The sequence below is a fragment of the Pseudalkalibacillus sp. A8 genome (assembly GCF_045920555.1).
In the GTDB taxonomy this organism is placed as follows: Bacteria; Bacillota; Bacilli; order Bacillales; family Fictibacillaceae; genus Pseudalkalibacillus.
This window is the reverse complement of record NZ_CP174509.1, coordinates 2,485,352-2,502,413: the sequence shown is the minus strand read 5'-3', so window position 1 is coordinate 2,502,413 and position 17,062 is coordinate 2,485,352. Positions and strand designations below refer to the sequence as shown.

The window sequence follows — 17,062 nt, the reverse complement described above, 5'->3', positions numbered from 1 at the left end:
AAAATGATGGAGGTCTTCAAGGTGAAAGTGCTCGAATATCGTGGTAGCTCTTATCAGATTCGAGCAGGGGAAGCAAATAGAAACAAAGAGGCTGCTTTGGATGATGGAAAGTATACAGAAACCAATCGATGTGACCGAAACGACGGCGGTGTCCAAAAGTTTTGCTCCACATTACTGGATGGGATTGACTGGAGACCTTACATCGTTTGGAAAAATCATTTTCATATTGATCATGTTTATAGGTAAACTTGGTCCGTTGACATTAGCATTTTCATTAGCTAAACAGAAAACGGGGAAAATATTAGATATCCAAGAGGAGATATACTAGCGGGTTAATAAGTAGGGCTTGCTGAATAAAAAGAAATTTAGATGTAACAAGGGTTCTGAATGCTGAATCTTGAAGTCATGTGCAAGGATATCTGAACGGATTGTATAAAAACCGTGCACATGGAGGGTACTTTAATGTATAAATCGAATGAACACCAACTTGTTTTACCTCATGAGTTTTTCTTCCATTTGACGGAACATTAAACCCCAAAAATTGTTGGGTGTTACTGGCCAACTAGATTCCTTGGTGGAAAGTCGTGACTGCAGCATAGAAAACTGTTATACAAAAATTCTGTAAGTGTGCCCTTTTTTAAGAGATTACGATGAAGATAAAAGAAAAAGGTAAACAAAACATAATTAAAGACGAACACTATAAGATGTTCGCCCTAGAATAATTATTTTTCCGTTGCTGTATTCCCCACTGCAATAGAAATTCTATTCCAACTGTTGATTTGATTAATTATTAGAACAAGGTCAACATATTGTCTCTCGTCATAATGTTCACGTACTCGTTTATAAAGCTCGTCTGGCACACGTTTTGTCGGGATTAAAGTTACGTACTCTGTCAACTCAAGAGCCACTTTTTCAGCATCTGTGTAGAATGTGCACTCTCTCCAAGCACTAATGCAATATAAACGTTGTTCCGTTTCTCCCATTTTTCTAGCATCAGCTGTATGCATGTTAATACAATATGCACAACCATTCATTTGAGAAGCCCGAATTTTTATAAGTTCACGTAGTTTACGGTCTATACCTGTGGTTTTCGTATACTTCTCCATTTCCATCATTATTTTAAGTGCTTCTGGTATCACATTATAATAATCAATCCGTTGTTCCAATTTAATTACCTCCTTAAATGCCTTTTTCTTTTCCTTTAAGACAGTATTAATTTAGATGCTAATCTTGAAGCAACTTCTTCAGCTTCTTTATTTTTATTTTTGTAATACTTCATTCGGCTCCAATAAAGCCAGTTCCTTGCGCCCGAATGACTTGGTAATCCTGAATACCAATGAAATTGAACATTGACTTCAGGTATTTTTGAGAGTAATCAACTTCTGTATACCAATCATCATTTGTATAGATTGATCCACTTGCTTGTATGATAAGCATTCTCCGTCCGTCTTTAAGCAGTCCCACTGAACCATTTTCAGTATATTTAAAAGTTTCACGTGCCATTAAGATATTATCCATATAATCTTTTAATTTTGATGGAATATTAAAATTATGCAAAGGTAAAACGATGACATACGTATCTGCACTTTTAAATTGTTTTAAAATCTCAGACATACGCTCCGTTACTTTTTGTTCTTGGCTAGTTAGTTCTTGTCCTTTTCTTGTTTTTCCCAAGCACTTAAAACCGTTTTATCTATCATCGGCACTATATCACTGTACAGATTAATCTGTTCAATTGCTTCGCTATCCGGAATTAATTCCTTAAAAAAGTTTTCAAAAAGTGGTTAAAAACCTGCAAACTATATGAAGAAGTATCATCTACTTTTGGATGTGCGTTAATGATAGTGTGTTTTGTTCATTTGTATTCTCCTTATAAAAATGAATTTAAGCAATAATTAAAGACTGGATCAATCGTCGATTAACATAGTCAATAATATATGCTATAATTATTTTTGTCAAATGAATAAAATTTACCAAAAGAGATTTCTTTTATTTGACTAGATCTCTGAATACTCCTAAGATACAATTTGATAATCCTTAATCAAAGTAGGTGAGTTTATATGCAATATAGTGTTGGAGTTGAGTATGCTTTACATTGTCTGGTTTATTTAATTGATGTTCCTTCTAATGAAAGTGTTGGGATAAAGGATTTGGCAGAGTTCCAAGGACTTTCTGAGACATTTCTTTCAAAAGTTTTCGGTAAATTATCTAAGGCTGGTATTGTAAGTTCTGTCCCCGGTGTAAAGGGAGGATATAGGTTATCTAAGTCCCCAGAAGATATTTCCTTTTGGGATGTAATTGAAGCAGTTGAAGGTCCTAAGCCTATTTTTCAATGTAAAAATATTAAAGATAATGGTTATTTGTATAGAGGAAACTGCTGTACAGCTCCCTCTTTTTGCACCATCAATTTAGTTATGCTCTCTGCAGAAGAAAAAATGCGTGATGACTTACGTATTAAAACACTTTCATGGTTAAATGAAGAACTTGATCGTGTCTTACCCAAACAAATACGTGAAGATACTCGGAAATATTTTTCGAAGAGCAACATATAAAACAAACCTCTCGTGAAATTCCTAAATTAACAGGAATTTAGAGAGGTTTTTTCTTTGTTCAAGGAAAATTTATGTTTCAATTGTTTATTGATAACTACAACCAATACTCAACTTTACCCTTTCACAATCTTGGTAGGTTATTCAAGATAATGGCCCTTTAATTGAATAAAATAAATTGAAAAAGAAACTTATCTACTATGGATGATTGATAGGATTTTATTCAGGGTACTAATAATAACTTACCATTATATATAAGCTGCGGATCCAAGATGAACCGTCTATTTCTTGAAAAACTTCTTCCATCACCCTATTTATTACTAATCATTTCAAATTGAAGTATCTAAAACAATATTTATTTTCATTAAAAAAAGAGGCGTATCCTACTTCGGATATGCCCATTTTCTTGAATACTGCATTTTTAAAAGACGCTATTCTAATTAAGAAAAAGCACCCATTTAGTGTACATATTTAAACATTCAGTTTATTTAGTGATATCTCCCAACATAAGCGACTCCACTCAGTGAGTGTATTATACACCTCTATATCATCAAATTCGCCAATTGTTCTAATCACTTCTTTATATTTCTCCTCCAGGTCCCGTTTATCTCTACATTGACCTAAAATTAAAGAATTATTGATGACGTTTATTAACTCATGGTTTTGTTCTCTTTCCTCTTGGAAGAGCTCGATTACTTTGGATAATAAATTTTGGTCTGAGTTTACCTCTATAAAGCCTTTATAATTTTTATTCACTTTTACTAAATCAAATAAATTTTCAGGTTGTTTGCCCATTGATATCACCTCTCTTTTATTTTATAAGTACTTCAAAGATTTCACATCCGTCTAGAGGTGGAATCGTATAAGTTTGCCTATGAAGTTCTTTAAAAACTGACCTACCATTCCTTCAATTTTTATCTTCACAATCCTTCTCATTTTGTTAATTTAAACTAAAAAAGGCGTAATTCTTCTTGAGTGTCGCCCCTTTTCTTGAATAACGAACATACTCTAATACTTCTGAATTGGCCCGTTTGTTGAACATCGATTTTCTAATCTTGGTTCATTTGCTATTATTTGATCTATATTCTTTAGGTGAACTATTGGTAACCCTTTTGAATGCCTTGTAAAAGCTTGATAGTGTTTCATATCCTACCTTATAGGCTATTTCTGTGCTTTTTAAAGAGGTCGTTGATAACAGGATCATCGACTTGTATATTCTAATTTTCTCTAAGTACATATGAGGAGTTAATCCGGTTTTGTTCCTAAACATACGATTTAAATAAAATGGACTTACACCTTCTCAATCATTATATTGCTATTGAAAATCTATCTTTTCCAACAAAAAATCATGAAAAAGATAGATTTTTCAATGAATCGCGGAACAAGTTCTACTTCAATTTATTTAAGAGCTTAAAATCAGTCGTTGCATGAAATCGTGAAAAATCTATTCTATTTTTCATTCTTCTAAGGAACACTCAAAAAATTTAGTATATATGAAAATACTGTTGAATCTCATTTTTATCATTTGTTAAGCTTAATCCTAGCATAAGAAGAATCCGTGCTTTTGGAGGATTTAATGATTCAGATACGATATATCCGTGTTGATTATCCATATCAGTACGGCTAACAATTCCCGTATTGAGTCGAGATGACCGTATGACGATAACTCCCTTGTTTAACTCATCATGAATTCCAGCCTCTGCTTGTTTAGAAATAGTATAGCCTCCAGCCGTAGCTACAACAATTCCTTTTGCACCTGCTTGTACCGCCGCGTCATATAAATACCGATCGTCCCCTTGATGCGCATATATAATCGAAACCTTAGACAACTCGTTGATTAACCTTACGTCAAAGGCTGTTTCGGTAGTATGGCGATAGGTAATATCTTTATAAAAATAGTAAACCTCTCCTCCAACAATTGAGCCGCTGTAACCTTGTTCTAGGGCTTTAAACGAATCTACCATTGTAGTATTCATTTTTGTCATAAAACGTGCGGAGCCGATTCGATCATTGAGAACAACAAGCACACCTTTTCCATGTGATTTTTTATCACAAGCAACTTTCACACCATTATAGATATTTAACGGACCTTCTGCACTAATCGCTGTTGCTGGTCTGACTGCTCCAACAATCACGACTGGTTTATGGCTTTTAATCACTAAATGTAAAAAATAGGCGGTTTCTTCCAGTGTATCTGTACCATGTGTGATCACAACACCATCTACTTCTTCATGTAACAAAGTTTCATTTATATATTTACTTAACGCTAATAGTCGTTCTGTTGTCATATCCACACTATCAATATTAAACAACTGTTCAACCTTTATATTCGCAACATTTGCTAAAACCGGAACCTCTTTTAATAATTCATCAATAGACAAAGCGCCAGGTTGATAGCCCGTAGTCATTGTACTTGAAGTACCAGCCCCTGCAATTGTTCCACCAGTTGCAATAATTTTTATCGTTGACTTGTTTCTCATGTTATCTCTCCTACATCTTTTTTCACCTAGCTGGCCTTCTGGGTTTATTTTGATTTAATACCTGCACCACAAAGAGGTATGATTATTATTTCTTCTGGTGCCTTTTTATACTTGATGTAGCCAGCATAGTTTACTGCTGATGTCACTTCCACATAAAATCCTTTCTCACTCAGTTTAGCTCGTGCACTCAGAATCTCATCTTCTTCAATATCAATAAACGTACCATTGGTATTACGTACAGCTTCTAAAATTTGTTTGGAACGCGCTGGTGCAGCAATAGCTATCCCTTCCGCTAAAGTACCTCTATTCGTAACAGGTTGTGCTGATTCCTCCGCGGTTTGGTAAGCTTTCACAAGAGGCGCACAGTTCTCCGCTTGAATGGCAACGATTTTCGGTATTTTATCAATTAATCCATTTTCAAATAACTCTTTAAAGCCATAGTACGCACCTAGGAGAAGCGTACCGTTTCCAACCGGAATAATTAAAGCATCAGGCGCACCATTTAATTGTTCATAAATTTCATAGGCATATGTTTTCGTTCCTTCATAAAAATAAGGATTATACACATGACTTGCGTAAAAAACTTTTTCTTCGTCTACTGCTTTTTGTGCCGCAGCTGCAATGTCCTCTCGTGTACCACGAATCTCTTTAATCGTTGCTCCATGGGCTTTTATTTGAGCGATCTTTTTCGGTGAAGTTTCATCACTTAGATATATATCACAGGCAATACTACAACGTGCTGCATAAGCTGCAATCGCCGTTCCTGCATTACCACTACTATCAGCAATTACTTTTGATACCCCTAATTCTTTTGCCTTTGTCATCAAAACAACTACTCCTCGATCTTTAAAGGATAATGTAGGCATCATATAATCAACTTTTACATACGTATTTGGCTCCATAGGATCTAGAACGATTAAAGGTGATTGACCTTCACCCATTGTCACGGATTCCCATGTCTTAGAATCCTTTGCGAATGGCATGGTTTCAAAATAACGCCATAATGAGTTTGGATAGTTATTCCAAGCTGCAATATCAACTTTTGGGGTATCTTTTACTATGTTTAATACTCCGCCACATTCACATTTCCATAGAGTTGGTGTAATATCATGCTTTTTGCCACAACTGTTACAAATAAATTGTTTCATCATTTATCAATCCTTTCGAATAATTTTTTATATAAATTAGACTTTTTTATACAAAATAGGTAAAAAAATATAACTAAATATATGCAATGGCATCAATTTCAATTTTGAATCCAAAATGTAATTCATTAGTTGGTACAACGGTTCGAGCTGGTTTATGTTCACCGAAAAATTTCTTATAAACAGCATCTACTTTACCCCATAATTTTACATCCGGAATATATAATGTCATACGCAAAATCTGCTCTTTTTTACTTCCAGCTGCTTCTACAATCATTTCCACATTCTTAAGTGCTTGTAATGTTTCTTCTTCGATGGTGCCAAATTTCTTTTCACAGGTTTCTGGATTAATGGCAAATTGCCCTGATACATAGACAGTGTTCTGATGAACTGTTGCTAATGCATAGTGTCCATTTGATTTTAAATTTCCTACTTCAAAGATGCTTTTCATTTGATTCTCCTTAACTTGATTTATTTTTGATTTCATCCAAATAACTATAAACTGTTACTTTGGAAATGCCTAACAAAGATGCGACCTTCTCAACAGATCCTTTCATTAAAAAAATGCCTTTTTCGTCCATAAATCTTATTAATTCAATCTTTTCATGGCGTTTCATGACTGGATGAACACTGTTTTGAATGATTTGTTGAATCAATTGATCCACTATTCCTTCAACATTTTCAATATCATCATCTGATTTTGTTTCATTCTCTTGAACTTCAACTTGTGTAGAAAGAAAAGTATTCATAAATTGTTGCATATGATTCAGTGCTTCAACATCAAAATTTATGCAGAAAGCACCAATCACTTTTTGCTTGGAATCACGTATTAATGAAGTCGAAGAACGAATAGTACGCTTATCTTCTGTTACAAATGTATAACCTGCAAGATAATCTTCTTTAAAATCTTCTGATTGTAATACAGTCTTCACTAGGTGATCAAATGATTGACCGATTTCTCTTCCTGTAACATGGTTATTTACTGTAAACATTACAGATGCTTGAGGGTTCGTCAAATCATGAATAACGACTTCACAGTTTGGTCCAAACATTTTTGCAGTAGATTTTGCTATAGGGATAAAACTCTCTAATACTTTCTTAATTTCTTCCATATCTAACTACCTCATTTTTTAAATTTCTATTCAATTATATATTTTTTTATATAAAAAAGTAATATGTAGATTTTTTTATATAATTTTTAAAAATTCATCTTAAGGATTAGCAAATCACCTAAAAATGAATGATTAGATAGGCTTTCTTTAACTAAACTGCTGCGTTTAGTACGTTTCTTCACAAACTTCATTTTTCTTACTAAACAATATGGCCCTATTCATTAAGAAAGAGCACAATTCTTTATTCCAGAATTGCGCCCTATTGATGAAGATCTCTTGATATTTCTTTTTTTACTAACGATTCCAATAGATTGTAATAAAAGCTAAGAAAGGACGCAATTCTTCTATCAGAAATACGCCCTATTACAAAAATTTCTCTACTTGAAATTATGTCTTCGAATTTGAATTGTCCACTGGTAAAAAGTAAAAAATTTCACCAGACTCGATTGAATCCGCAAGTTGTTGAAGCCAGTAACAGTATTTCTTGTACTCTTCTAACTGTTCAAGGTCTTGCCTAGCCCTTTCTTTTAAACTTTCTTCGTTTTTTTCATCTTCTATGACTTCTTGCAGTAAATATTCAGCCTGTTTAATGGCGAAAAGGTTTAACTCGGCTTCCCTTTTCCATTTACTTCCGAAAAATTGGCCGAAATATTTGAAAAAGTTTTTCTCAGCCACGAAATGGTCCTTCCTTGAACCTTTTTGCCATATTTTCCGGACAATGTTGATGTCCTGTAAATTGCGGACCGCTGTGCTCATACTAGGTTTAGTCATGCCAAGCTCATCTTTCATTTCATCAAGGGTCATCGGATGCTGTTTAAAGTACATTGTGGCATAAAGTCGGCCAATTGACGGGGTTATACCGTACAAATCCATTGTTTCGGCAATGGCATTAATGACTTCTTTCTCGGCATGGTTAATTTTTGATTCAGCGGACGGTTGTCCGTTTTCATCCATGGTCCTCTCTCCTTCCGCTTCTCTTTATGGTGGTGCAGATTTCCTGTCAATACTATAGATACTTAAAATCCAACGTGTGGTCTTCCAATGTTTCCTGTGCAAACAACAGTAGGTATTTCCACTTAACTCCATACAAAGTTGTAATTTATGTGATATGAAGAAAATGATTCTTGATGTACTACGAATGCTTCTTCATACCTTGATTTAACCTGGAGTATAACAGTTTCTAACAGCATAAATCCCCCATTTTTTAAGTATATCATTACACTTTCTATTTTACTTTCCTAAAACTAAATTCGGTTAGCATATGAGGCCATACTCCATTAAATGGCCCTTTTCTGGAATAACTTAAAATTCAATTTAACAATAAAAAACCTGTTTTAATCCAGTTTCCGTTTGCGTATTACGAACTTTTGTTCTTATAATTAAAATGTAATATACAAAACGGTGAGGTGAATTAAATATGCAGTTTTCAAAGATTGATTGGGAATCGTTACGGGTGGAGCGTAATTTTGATGGGAAACCGTACCATTTATCATTTATTTATATAGTTAATAACACCTCTTGTCTATTCCAGATTAGGAAAGAGAACTTGGGAGATCCATTACATAGCCCATGCATGTGAAGAATGTGAATATTGCGGTTCCGTTCACTTGTATTCCACATGCGAGATGTTATCATCTTCTTTGAAAGGGAAGGAAGAACAACTTTTTAAGTGGATCCGAAACAAAAACGAAATTAGAATCTAAGATTTATGATTAAAGATTCAAGCTTTAATACAAAAATCCCCTAAAATTACCAATAGCAATTTACTAACAACTTTTATGAGTCCTTTGTTAAACTTGGCTTAGGTGAGACTCATGTATATTACCCCTATGCTTCTGCAAACAAGTAAACATGCGTTTAGTGATCCTGAATACATCTATGAAATGAAACTGGATGGTTTTCGAGGGATCTATAGTCAAATCAACGGAACGCCCACTTTATATACACGCCACAAAAACATTGTAACAGATCGATTCCCTGAATTATTGAATGTCCCTTTCAAGGAAGATATCATCCTAGACGGAGAAGTCGTTTGCTTCAATCCTCTAACAAAACAGGTAGACTTTGAAGCGGTGATGGAACGTTTCCTGACAAAAAACAAACAAAGAATCACACAAAGAGCGATAGCCCAACCAGCTAACTTTGTAGCATTTGATATTTTATTTTATAAGGGGGAGGATCTTCAAAAGCTCCCCTTAATGGAACGAAAAGCTATTCTGGAAGAAGTTATAAAGGATAACCAGACCTTCACCAAAATCAGGTTTATTGAGGGAGACGGCGTATCTTACTTTGAAGCAATAAAAAAAGCGAACCTTGAAGGAATGGTTGCTAAATTTAAAAACAGTGTCTACCAACCGATCCGGTCCAACCAATGGTTAAAGATTATCAATTGGCAGTACACTGATGTCTTTATAACAGGATATAAAAAAGATCAAACCGGCTGGCTTGCATCGATTGAAGAAGACCATCGAATGAAACCAGTCGGTGTAATTGAATATGGAGCTTCACCCGATGAGCGTAAGGCTTTTTATCAAGTTTCCAAATCACTGATTACCCATGAGGATCACCAAAGGGTTTACCTGGACCCCGCTATCCGTGCGAAGGTAAAATTCCGAAATTGGACCAAAAAGGGGCTACTAAGGACTCCGGTATTTGAAGAGTTTATTATTTAACTTCAAAGCAGCCTCTCTAAACAACAAAGCTCATAATAAAAAACCTTATCAAATTTTCCATTGGAAATGCAAAAGAATGGAAGGAGACTAGCTCCTTCCAAGTTACTATACATATCCTTTTTCTTTCAAACTTGTATACCCAGCGTTAGCATTGCGACGAGATGATCAAGAACCTCAATCCCCATTCATAGATAAATATTACACATTCCTATAAAGTCCTCTTAACATTTCCTCTTTTACTTTTAAAACACTCTGTTTACAACAATGAATATAATTATTTAAATCTCATTTGTAGAAAGAAATATAGTTTACCCGAGTTCGACAGTCCCTAGGTAAACGAAATGGGCACAAACCCATGCCAAATAAGGGGTTATGCCCATTTTTTATTCAAAAACGTGTGTAACTAGGATTTCGGCTGGATATCAACGACCTTTGGAGGTGTCTCCAACCCAAGTGCCGCAAAGGTTTGACGTTGTTTTGATGTTAACGTTGTGCGCTGATATAGGTCTCCATCTTTTGTAGAAAAATGTCCTAAATGTAATCGATTCATTTCTTTCCGTAGTTGTTCCCAGGTTTCATCGGTTTCAACTTCGATAATCCGAACGAGTAAGAGTGCCAACCAACTGATTAGTACATGAGATCGAATTCGATCCTCTAGACGGTGATACATCGGTCGAAGCCGAAGGGTTGATTTCAAAGTTCGAAACGCATCTTCTACGTCTAAGAGTTGCTTGTAGCCCAGTGCGATATCTTCTAAGGAAAGCGTGTCATCCGATGTACGAATCAAATACTTCCCATCGTATTTCGCCGCATCTCGAACAGCTTGTTTGTTCAACTTCAAGGTACCATCTTTCAATTGGCGAATGTACTTCCCGTATGTGCCATGGGCATGAAGGCGGCAAGCTTCTTTTCGGTGGGCCTCATTCGGAAGTTGCTTGAGATCCGATAGCTTCATTTCAATCGTCTCTACAATCTTTTCCCGTTGAGCTTGATCTCGTTTCGCTTCTATCGGATTGTACGCAATGACATACCGTTTACGTGCCTCCCCGTTCCCAATAATAGCTTCTTTAACCTGAAGGTTCTGTCGGATCTTTTGAAATCGTCCGCGTTTACTAAGGGCTTCTTCAACGTCTTTCTTCCCTGAACGCATGCGTTCACCAATGATGTAATGACCGCCTGTTCGCTGGAGGATCCGGAGGTTTTCTTCTGAGGAAAATCCGCGATCAGCGACTTGTATGACTCGTCCAAGTTTCCAGCCTATCAAATCTTTTTTCACTTCTTCAATTACGGTCATATCCATCGTATTGCCAGGCCATGACCAAACACGAATCGGAATGCCTTCTCGGGTGACCGCAAGCCCGATTACGGTCTGCACAAGGTCTGAACGTTTATCTTTTGAGAATCCTTGTTTGCGGAATGTTTCATCTTCCGGCACCTCATCCGGTGCTACTTCGAAGTAGCTGGATGTGGTGTCAAAATAAAGAAGATCGACCTCCAAGTTCAATAGGTCCGAGACCGAATGGAAGACACGTTCTTCCAACTCAGACTGAACGGCTAGAAGTTCATCCATCGCACGATAAAGCTGGTGGCTGTGCACTTCTTTCACCCCAGGGATATACACATCTTCAGATACCCATTCTTCCATCGCCAGTTTACTCGAAGGAGAAAGACCACGGTTCGCTACCATTGTAAAGATCAGCCGTTCGAGATCGACAGTGTGTTGTCTCGAAGAGAACACTTCCTCGAGGATACTGTCCATGCCGATTTTCTTCCACAACTGATCAAATAGCCAGATGCCACCGATACTTTTCGACGACTGGAAGAGAAATTCTGCGACATCACTAATCTTTTCTTTCGACTTCAACGCAGCTTCAGGAGAAAGGAATCTCGAAATACTCTGTGCCAGACGTTCCAGGACGGCGGAATCGACTTGTTCTTCCCGACCGAAGGAATAAATCACCTTTGCTTTCGCATATTTGGCTTTCGGATCCCATTCATTATGAGCGAGTTGAAGGTACGCGGTTGTAGTTCCATTTTTATTTTTACGGGTTACGCGTCTTATGTACATACCTATACAATAAACTATTATCACCTATATGTAAAGGTAAATATCAGTAAACGTGTGCCTATGAAGAAATCGAAAAAAAAGCACAATTCCCCGGAATCCTTGATAGATAAAGAACGTCTATCATAGATTTCTGAAAATGTGCCTATTTACTGTCGAACTCGGGGTTTATTTGAATCAATATTTATAAGCTAATTATGCTAAAATAATTTTTAAAATATATTGAATATTTAAACAAATAATGTTTTAATAATTATATATATTGGTTGGGTCACCGAGTCAAAAACCACATCATTTATAAAAACTAATCCCCTTAGAATTGTTTAACCACAAACTTACAACAAGATTCCATTTAATGTACTTTCTTTTGGTAGCGTTTACATAATTGTAAGTATGATCTAAGGATGTTTCCCCGAAAGGAGGATTAAAGCCGATTTTGTTTTCTGTAAGAGAAAAATTTTAATTTTTGAGGAGGAGAAAGAAATGAAAAAAACTATTATTATTTTACTTTCGTTCATTCTTTTATTAATGGTTACTGCATGTTCTACTCTAGAAAATATGAGTAGTGGTAATGCAAACACAGATGACTATCCAGTAAGAGATGTAAGAAATATCGTTCCTTTTAGTGCAGGTGGAACCACTGATACTAATCAGAGAATTATTGAGAAGTTCTGGAAAGATCATTTTCCTAAAAGTATGGTTATTGAATATAAACCCGGAGCTGGTGGGGAAGTTGGATTTACAGAACTAGCAAAGTCTAAACCAGACGGGTATACAATGGGTTCAATCAATATGCCCCATATTGTTTTACAATCTCTAGGGAAGAAAGAAACTCAATTTGAAACGGATAGTTTCTATATATTAGCACGACTAGTACACGATCCTCAGGTATTAGCTGTACGTACCGATAGTGACTACAAAACATTAGATGATTTTATTAAAAAATTGAAAGAGGATCCTGGGAGTTTATCTGTTGGACTGACAGGAAAATTAACAGGTGACCATTTAACAGCATTGAAATTTATGGAAGCTGCTGATGTAGAAGTTACACTTGTGCCACTTCCTGGTTCTGCTGATCAAGTCAAACAATTATTAGGCGGCCATATTGACGCTATTATAGGAAATGTTGGTGATGTAACCAAAGATCAAGATAAATTTAATATTCTAGCAATTGGTACAGAGGAGCGGCATGAATGGTTGCCTGATGTTCCTACATTTAAAGAACAGGGTGTTGATTTAGTTGCAGCAATTGATCGTGGTTTAGCATTACCGAAAGGCACTCCTAAAGAAGTCCACGAGAAATTATTGAAGGCATTACAAGAGATAACAAGTTTACCTGAATACAAGGAAATGATGAAAAATGCTGGTTTAGTTGATGGATTTATAACTGGAGATGAATGGGCAGATTTAATAGAGGAAGAAAAAGCAGAGGCTAAGGAGATACTCACTAAATATGAACTTTTGAATAAATAGGAACAGTTATAATCATTACATCCGAAGAAAAGGAGATACTATGATTAATGAAATCCTTGAATTACTACAAAGTCCCAAAAAAAAAGAATTATTTACAATGGTTATATCAATTTCAGTTGGGATTTTTTTAGGTACACTTTCTGGATTATCAACAAAACGTGAGAAATATACCAATCTATCCATTAAACAATTAGGGTTGAGGAATAACAAAAAGGTAACCAGAAAAAATATTAGGTAAATATTAAACTGCTCACAAACTAGTAATAGGAGGTTACCATGATTAGTGAAATTATCTACGGTTTAATACAGAGCCTTAGTATTGAAAATATATTAGTAATGACATTAGCTATTACGGCAGGTGTTGTAGTAGGAACTCTTCCAGGATTATCTGCAACCATGGGAGTTGCCTTGCTTGTTCCTTTGACGTTTGGGATGAACCCCGCTACAGGTCTTTTGGCACTAGGGGCATTGTATACAGGAGCCATGTTCGGTGGGGCTAACTCGGCCATACTCATCAATACACCTGGAACACCAGCTGCAGTTGCGACTACTTTTGATGGATATCCATTGACGTTGAAAGGACAGGCAGATAGAGCCTTAATTACTGCTCTGATAGCTTCTGTGGTTGGAGGTATAGTTGGGGCACTGGCCTTGATCTTTTTAGCATCACCTCTTGCTAATTTTGCATTGGGTTTCGGGCCTGCAGAAAACTTTTGGCTTGCTATATTTGGACTTACCATCATTGGTAGCTTGGCAGGGAAATCGATTCTTAAAGGATTAATTGGTGGTTCCTTTGGCTTGTTATTAGCTTTGATTGGAATGGATCCAGCTACCGGATATCCCCGATTTACTTTCGGTTCGTACAGCCTGATTGAGGGGATAACCCTTCTCCCGGCAATGATAGGTTTTTTCTCCATACCACAAGTACTTAATATGATGGAACGTAATGATAAGTATATTGCAACCTATAAAGAACGGAAAGGAGTTTATAAAAATACAATTATTGAAACAATTAAGAAACCGGTTGTTTTAATTAGAAGTTCTATAATCGGTACAATAATCGGAATGTTACCTGGTGCTGGAGGAAATGTTGCAGGCTTCGTTGCATATAACGAATCAAAAAGATTTTCAAAAACTCCGCAAGAATTTGGTAAGGGTAATATCGATGGGGTCGCTACTAGTGAGTCTGCAAACAATGCAACAGTTAGTTCTTCTCTCATTCCATTACTTACATTAGGGATCCCTGGAAGTCCAGTAGCAGCTGTTCTTTTAGGTGGGTTATTAATACATGGTCTTACTCCCGGGTCCAAATTATTTGTAGAGTCAAGTGGAATCGCCTATACCTTTATCATGGGATTGCTAATGGCTAATTTAATACTTTTGTTTATTGGATTGTTAGGAACAAGACTTTTTGTAAAAGCAATTTCCATACCTGTTCATTATTTAGCTCCCATTATTGCTGTCTTAGCGGTAATAGGTTCCTATTCTATTAGAAATAGTTTGCTAGATGTGTTTGTTATGATTGCTTGTGGTATTGTTGGTTACTTTTCAATAAAATGTGATATTTTACCAGGCCCTATTGTTCTTGGATTAGTATTAGGAATTATTGCTGAAAATGGATTTGTTCAAGCGAGTTTTGTTTCTCAAACAGGGACCAGTATGTTACAAATTTTCTTTACCAGTCCAATTTGTATTATTTTGATCATCTTAACAGGACTATCCCTCATAACACCTATATTCATGAATTACCTTGAGAAAAGGACCAAACAACAGACTGAGAACCTTCAAGTTGCTGCAACACTTATAAAAGAAGGAGAAGATGGATATGGTAAGGAACAGAGTTAAGGATATTGTAGTTTCTATAATAGTCTTAGCAATCAGTTTATTATTTTATATCAATACAAAAGAACTTACACCACCGGCTGATACTTTCCCGATAGTGGTAATTAGTACATTTGCCCTTTTAGGAGGACTGTTACTTTTAAAAGCATTATTTTATAAAAAATATGAATATCCATCATCCAAAAATGATGAGGAAAAAGACAATATTAATCCAAAGAGAAGATGGATCAGTATTATTTGTTTAATTATTTATATTTTTATAATGCCAATACTAGGTTTCTATATCACGAGTATTCTTTTCCTCATTTTACTAAGTGTATATTTAAGAAATGAAAACAAAGGTTGGAAAGGATATTTAAAACCAGTATGTCTTTCTATAATGGTAGTTGGGATACTTTATGTAACTTTTGATCTTTTATTAAAAGTCCCTATTCCAAGTGGCATCATTTAAAAAATATAAATATCACATTGAGGAGTTAATCCATGTACATTACTATGTTTTTATTAGGTTTGTTTTCCGGGACTATTACAGGATTATTATCTATTGGTGGGGGTATCATTCTAATCTTTACGTTAATGATACTCCTTCCTTTTATTTTTGACACTCATTTTCCTATGCAGGTAATCGCTGGGCTAGCAATCATGCAAGCTTTTTTTTCTACATTATCAGGAGGATTGTATTATGTTCGAACAAAGCTTGTTGATATAAAAATTGTGTTAATGATAGGGATTCCTGCATTTTTTGGAGGAATTATGGGTGTAATGTTAGCGTCTCATTCACCAGAAATTTTTTTACAAATATTTTTTGCTTCACTTGCGATCTTGGCTTCTATTGTCATGCAGATCCCATTAAAAGATGGTGAGGGTTTAAAACCATTTGAATTTACATATTTGTCAATTACTTTAACAATAATTTCAAGCTTTATTATTGGGGTTTTGGGTGGGCTTGTCGGATTAGCTGCAGGTTTTATATTTGTTCCATTAATGATTTTTGTATTTAAACTACCTATAAAAAAAGCAATTGGATCAAGTCTAATTACGTGTTTTCTTTTATCAGCCGGAAGCTTTATAACAATATTAAGTGTTGGGTCCCTACCTCTCGGATATGGGGTTATGCTTATTATAGGGGGAATCTTAGGAGCACAAATAGGTGGTCGTATAACGAAACAATTAAACTCTATTGTGCTAAAAAGAATTGCAGCTTATTCAATATTAATAATTAGTGTTAAATTATTCTTTGATTTATTTTAATAAAGTTTTCAAATAACAGGTTACTAATAACATAGTTTAATCTTATGGCAATGAAAAGAACCGGGAAATAAAATTCCGGTTCTATATCATTCAACTATTAGTTTGGCTGTCATTTCTTCATGGCCTTCTCCGCATGGAATTATACATCATACGGTATATTCACCTGCTTCAAGGTTCGCTGTAACTTGACCTTCTTCTTTAATTTCAATATCGGTGTTTTCAATAATAATTCCATGATGTCCTTCTTTATTTTCAAGTATAATGGAAACTTCTCCATGTGGAACTTTATATTCTTCTTTATCAAATTCCCAGTTGGTTGCTACTAATTTAAGAGTTTCTCCATTACTATTAGTATCTTCGTCATTGGTTCCCCCACAGCCACCAATAAAAAATACGAATAGGGATAATATGATTATAAAATTCTTTTTCAATTGGAACTTTCACTCCCTTAAAATACTTCAACTATTTACTTT

17 protein-coding genes and 2 pseudogenes are annotated in these 17,062 nt (G+C 35.4%); 8 read left to right on the top strand and 11 right to left on the bottom strand.

Going from position 1 to position 17,062, the window contains the following annotated elements; all coding sequences use genetic code 11:
* Positions 1-100 precede the first annotated feature (100 nt).
* Complete coding sequence (locus tag ACJROX_RS12970; protein WP_408011156.1) at positions 101-328, top strand: hypothetical protein; 228 nt, start codon at positions 101-103, stop codon at positions 326-328.
* A gap of 394 nt (positions 329-722) precedes the next feature.
* Here the strand turns inward: ACJROX_RS12970 and ACJROX_RS12965 are convergent, their stop codons facing one another.
* Together ACJROX_RS12965 and ACJROX_RS12960 are read right to left on the bottom strand one after the other, a co-directional pair.
* A complete protein-coding gene (locus ACJROX_RS12965; protein ID WP_408011155.1) occupies positions 723-1,166 on the bottom strand; it encodes a carboxymuconolactone decarboxylase family protein in 444 nt (147 codons plus the stop codon).
* A 35-nt stretch (positions 1,167-1,201) separates the two neighbouring features.
* Positions 1,202-1,843, bottom strand: a pseudogene (locus ACJROX_RS12960) (FMN-dependent NADH-azoreductase).
* A gap of 217 nt (positions 1,844-2,060) precedes the next feature.
* Between ACJROX_RS12960 and ACJROX_RS12955 the strand changes: the two are divergent.
* Positions 2,061-2,552, top strand: a complete 492-nt coding sequence (locus tag ACJROX_RS12955) for an RrF2 family transcriptional regulator (RefSeq protein WP_408011154.1) — start codon at positions 2,061-2,063, stop codon at positions 2,550-2,552.
* A gap of 468 nt (positions 2,553-3,020) precedes the next feature.
* On the opposite strand, the gene ACJROX_RS12950 is transcribed toward ACJROX_RS12955, so the two are convergent.
* The 7 genes and pseudogenes from ACJROX_RS12950 to cudC form a co-directional block, all read right to left on the bottom strand.
* A complete protein-coding gene (locus ACJROX_RS12950) occupies positions 3,021-3,344 on the bottom strand; it encodes a hypothetical protein (RefSeq protein WP_408011153.1) in 324 nt (107 codons plus the stop codon).
* Between the two features lie 265 nt (positions 3,345-3,609).
* Positions 3,610-3,834: pseudogene (locus tag ACJROX_RS12945) on the bottom strand (helix-turn-helix domain-containing protein); the annotation flags it as partial.
* A gap of 199 nt (positions 3,835-4,033) precedes the next feature.
* Positions 4,034-5,029 (bottom strand): type II asparaginase, encoded by a 996-nt coding sequence (locus ACJROX_RS12940; RefSeq protein WP_408011152.1) that lies wholly within the window; start codon positions 5,027-5,029, stop codon positions 4,034-4,036.
* Between the two features lie 44 nt (positions 5,030-5,073).
* On the bottom strand, positions 5,074-6,177 hold the full coding sequence (locus ACJROX_RS12935; RefSeq protein WP_408011151.1) for a threonine synthase: 1,104 nt from the start codon (positions 6,175-6,177) through the stop codon (positions 5,074-5,076).
* A gap of 73 nt (positions 6,178-6,250) precedes the next feature.
* The gene (locus tag ACJROX_RS12930; RefSeq protein WP_408011150.1) at positions 6,251-6,625 is read right to left on the bottom strand and encodes a RidA family protein; all 375 of its coding nucleotides are present in this window, start codon (positions 6,623-6,625) and stop codon (positions 6,251-6,253) included.
* A 10-nt stretch (positions 6,626-6,635) separates the two neighbouring features.
* On the bottom strand, positions 6,636-7,286 hold the full coding sequence (locus ACJROX_RS12925) for a transcriptional regulator (RefSeq protein ID WP_408011149.1): 651 nt from the start codon (positions 7,284-7,286) through the stop codon (positions 6,636-6,638).
* 387 nt (positions 7,287-7,673) lie between these two features.
* On the bottom strand, positions 7,674-8,240 hold the full coding sequence (gene cudC, locus ACJROX_RS12920; protein WP_408011148.1) for a choline uptake/conversion transcriptional regulator CudC: 567 nt from the start codon (positions 8,238-8,240) through the stop codon (positions 7,674-7,676).
* Between the two features lie 860 nt (positions 8,241-9,100).
* Here cudC and ACJROX_RS12915 point away from each other — a divergent pair.
* Positions 9,101-9,958, top strand: a complete 858-nt coding sequence (locus ACJROX_RS12915; RefSeq protein WP_408011147.1) for an ATP-dependent DNA ligase — start codon at positions 9,101-9,103, stop codon at positions 9,956-9,958.
* A gap of 403 nt (positions 9,959-10,361) precedes the next feature.
* On the opposite strand, the gene ACJROX_RS12910 is transcribed toward ACJROX_RS12915, so the two are convergent.
* Positions 10,362-12,026, bottom strand: coding sequence for an IS1634 family transposase (locus ACJROX_RS12910; RefSeq protein ID WP_408010354.1), 1,665 nt, complete (start codon positions 12,024-12,026; stop codon positions 10,362-10,364).
* 480 nt (positions 12,027-12,506) lie between these two features.
* On the opposite strand from ACJROX_RS12910, the gene ACJROX_RS12905 reads away from it, so the two are divergent.
* The 5 genes from ACJROX_RS12905 to ACJROX_RS12885 are packed head-to-tail and all read left to right on the top strand — an operon-like array spanning position 12,507 to position 16,589.
* Positions 12,507-13,496: a tripartite tricarboxylate transporter substrate binding protein gene (locus ACJROX_RS12905; RefSeq protein ID WP_408011146.1), complete on the top strand. Its 990-nt coding sequence runs from the start codon at positions 12,507-12,509 to the stop codon at positions 13,494-13,496.
* Positions 13,497-13,536: 40 nt separating this feature from the next.
* Positions 13,537-13,734 (top strand): hypothetical protein, encoded by a 198-nt coding sequence (locus tag ACJROX_RS12900; RefSeq protein WP_408011145.1) that lies wholly within the window; start codon positions 13,537-13,539, stop codon positions 13,732-13,734.
* Positions 13,735-13,772: 38 nt separating this feature from the next.
* Complete coding sequence (locus tag ACJROX_RS12895) at positions 13,773-15,341, top strand: tripartite tricarboxylate transporter permease (RefSeq protein WP_408011144.1); 1,569 nt, start codon at positions 13,773-13,775, stop codon at positions 15,339-15,341.
* On the top strand, positions 15,322-15,789 hold the full coding sequence (locus tag ACJROX_RS12890) for a tripartite tricarboxylate transporter TctB family protein (protein ID WP_408011143.1): 468 nt from the start codon (positions 15,322-15,324) through the stop codon (positions 15,787-15,789). The genes ACJROX_RS12895 and ACJROX_RS12890 overlap by 20 nt, the downstream gene beginning before the upstream one ends.
* Positions 15,790-15,821: 32 nt before the next feature.
* Positions 15,822-16,589 carry a sulfite exporter TauE/SafE family protein gene (locus ACJROX_RS12885; protein ID WP_408011142.1) on the top strand — a complete coding sequence of 256 codons (768 nt, stop codon included), beginning with the start codon at positions 15,822-15,824 and terminating at the stop codon, positions 16,587-16,589.
* A 146-nt stretch (positions 16,590-16,735) separates the two neighbouring features.
* Here ACJROX_RS12885 and ACJROX_RS12880 read toward each other — a convergent pair whose 3' ends face one another.
* Positions 16,736-17,020: a cytochrome C oxidase subunit II gene (locus tag ACJROX_RS12880; RefSeq protein ID WP_408011141.1), complete on the bottom strand. Its 285-nt coding sequence runs from the start codon at positions 17,018-17,020 to the stop codon at positions 16,736-16,738.
* Positions 17,021-17,062 lie beyond the last annotated feature (42 nt).

Bases quoted from the DNA above. Each gene is read 5' to 3' on its own strand.
- ACJROX_RS12935 (WP_408011151.1), bottom strand. From the start codon at position 6,177: ATGAAACAATTTATTTGTAACAGTTGTGGCAAAAAGCATGATATTACA.
- ACJROX_RS12955 (WP_408011154.1), top strand. From the start codon at position 2,061: ATGCAATATAGTGTTGGAGTTGAGTATGCTTTACATTGTCTGGTTTAT.
- ACJROX_RS12970 (WP_408011156.1), top strand. From the start codon at position 101: ATGATGGAAAGTATACAGAAACCAATCGATGTGACCGAAACGACGGCG.
- ACJROX_RS12915 (WP_408011147.1), top strand. From the start codon at position 9,101: ATGTATATTACCCCTATGCTTCTGCAAACAAGTAAACATGCGTTTAGT.
- ACJROX_RS12910 (WP_408010354.1), bottom strand. From the start codon at position 12,026: ATGTACATAAGACGCGTAACCCGTAAAAATAAAAATGGAACTACAACC.
- ACJROX_RS12885 (WP_408011142.1), top strand. From the start codon at position 15,822: ATGTACATTACTATGTTTTTATTAGGTTTGTTTTCCGGGACTATTACA.
- ACJROX_RS12895 (WP_408011144.1), top strand. From the start codon at position 13,773: ATGATTAGTGAAATTATCTACGGTTTAATACAGAGCCTTAGTATTGAA.
- ACJROX_RS12925 (WP_408011149.1), bottom strand. From the start codon at position 7,286: ATGGAAGAAATTAAGAAAGTATTAGAGAGTTTTATCCCTATAGCAAAA.
- cudC (WP_408011148.1), bottom strand. From the start codon at position 8,240: ATGGATGAAAACGGACAACCGTCCGCTGAATCAAAAATTAACCATGCC.
- ACJROX_RS12900 (WP_408011145.1), top strand. From the start codon at position 13,537: ATGATTAATGAAATCCTTGAATTACTACAAAGTCCCAAAAAAAAAGAA.
- ACJROX_RS12905 (WP_408011146.1), top strand. From the start codon at position 12,507: ATGAAAAAAACTATTATTATTTTACTTTCGTTCATTCTTTTATTAATG.
- ACJROX_RS12890 (WP_408011143.1), top strand. From the start codon at position 15,322: ATGGTAAGGAACAGAGTTAAGGATATTGTAGTTTCTATAATAGTCTTA.
- ACJROX_RS12940 (WP_408011152.1), bottom strand. From the start codon at position 5,029: ATGAGAAACAAGTCAACGATAAAAATTATTGCAACTGGTGGAACAATT.
- ACJROX_RS12930 (WP_408011150.1), bottom strand. From the start codon at position 6,625: ATGAAAAGCATCTTTGAAGTAGGAAATTTAAAATCAAATGGACACTAT.
- ACJROX_RS12950 (WP_408011153.1), bottom strand. From the start codon at position 3,344: ATGGGCAAACAACCTGAAAATTTATTTGATTTAGTAAAAGTGAATAAA.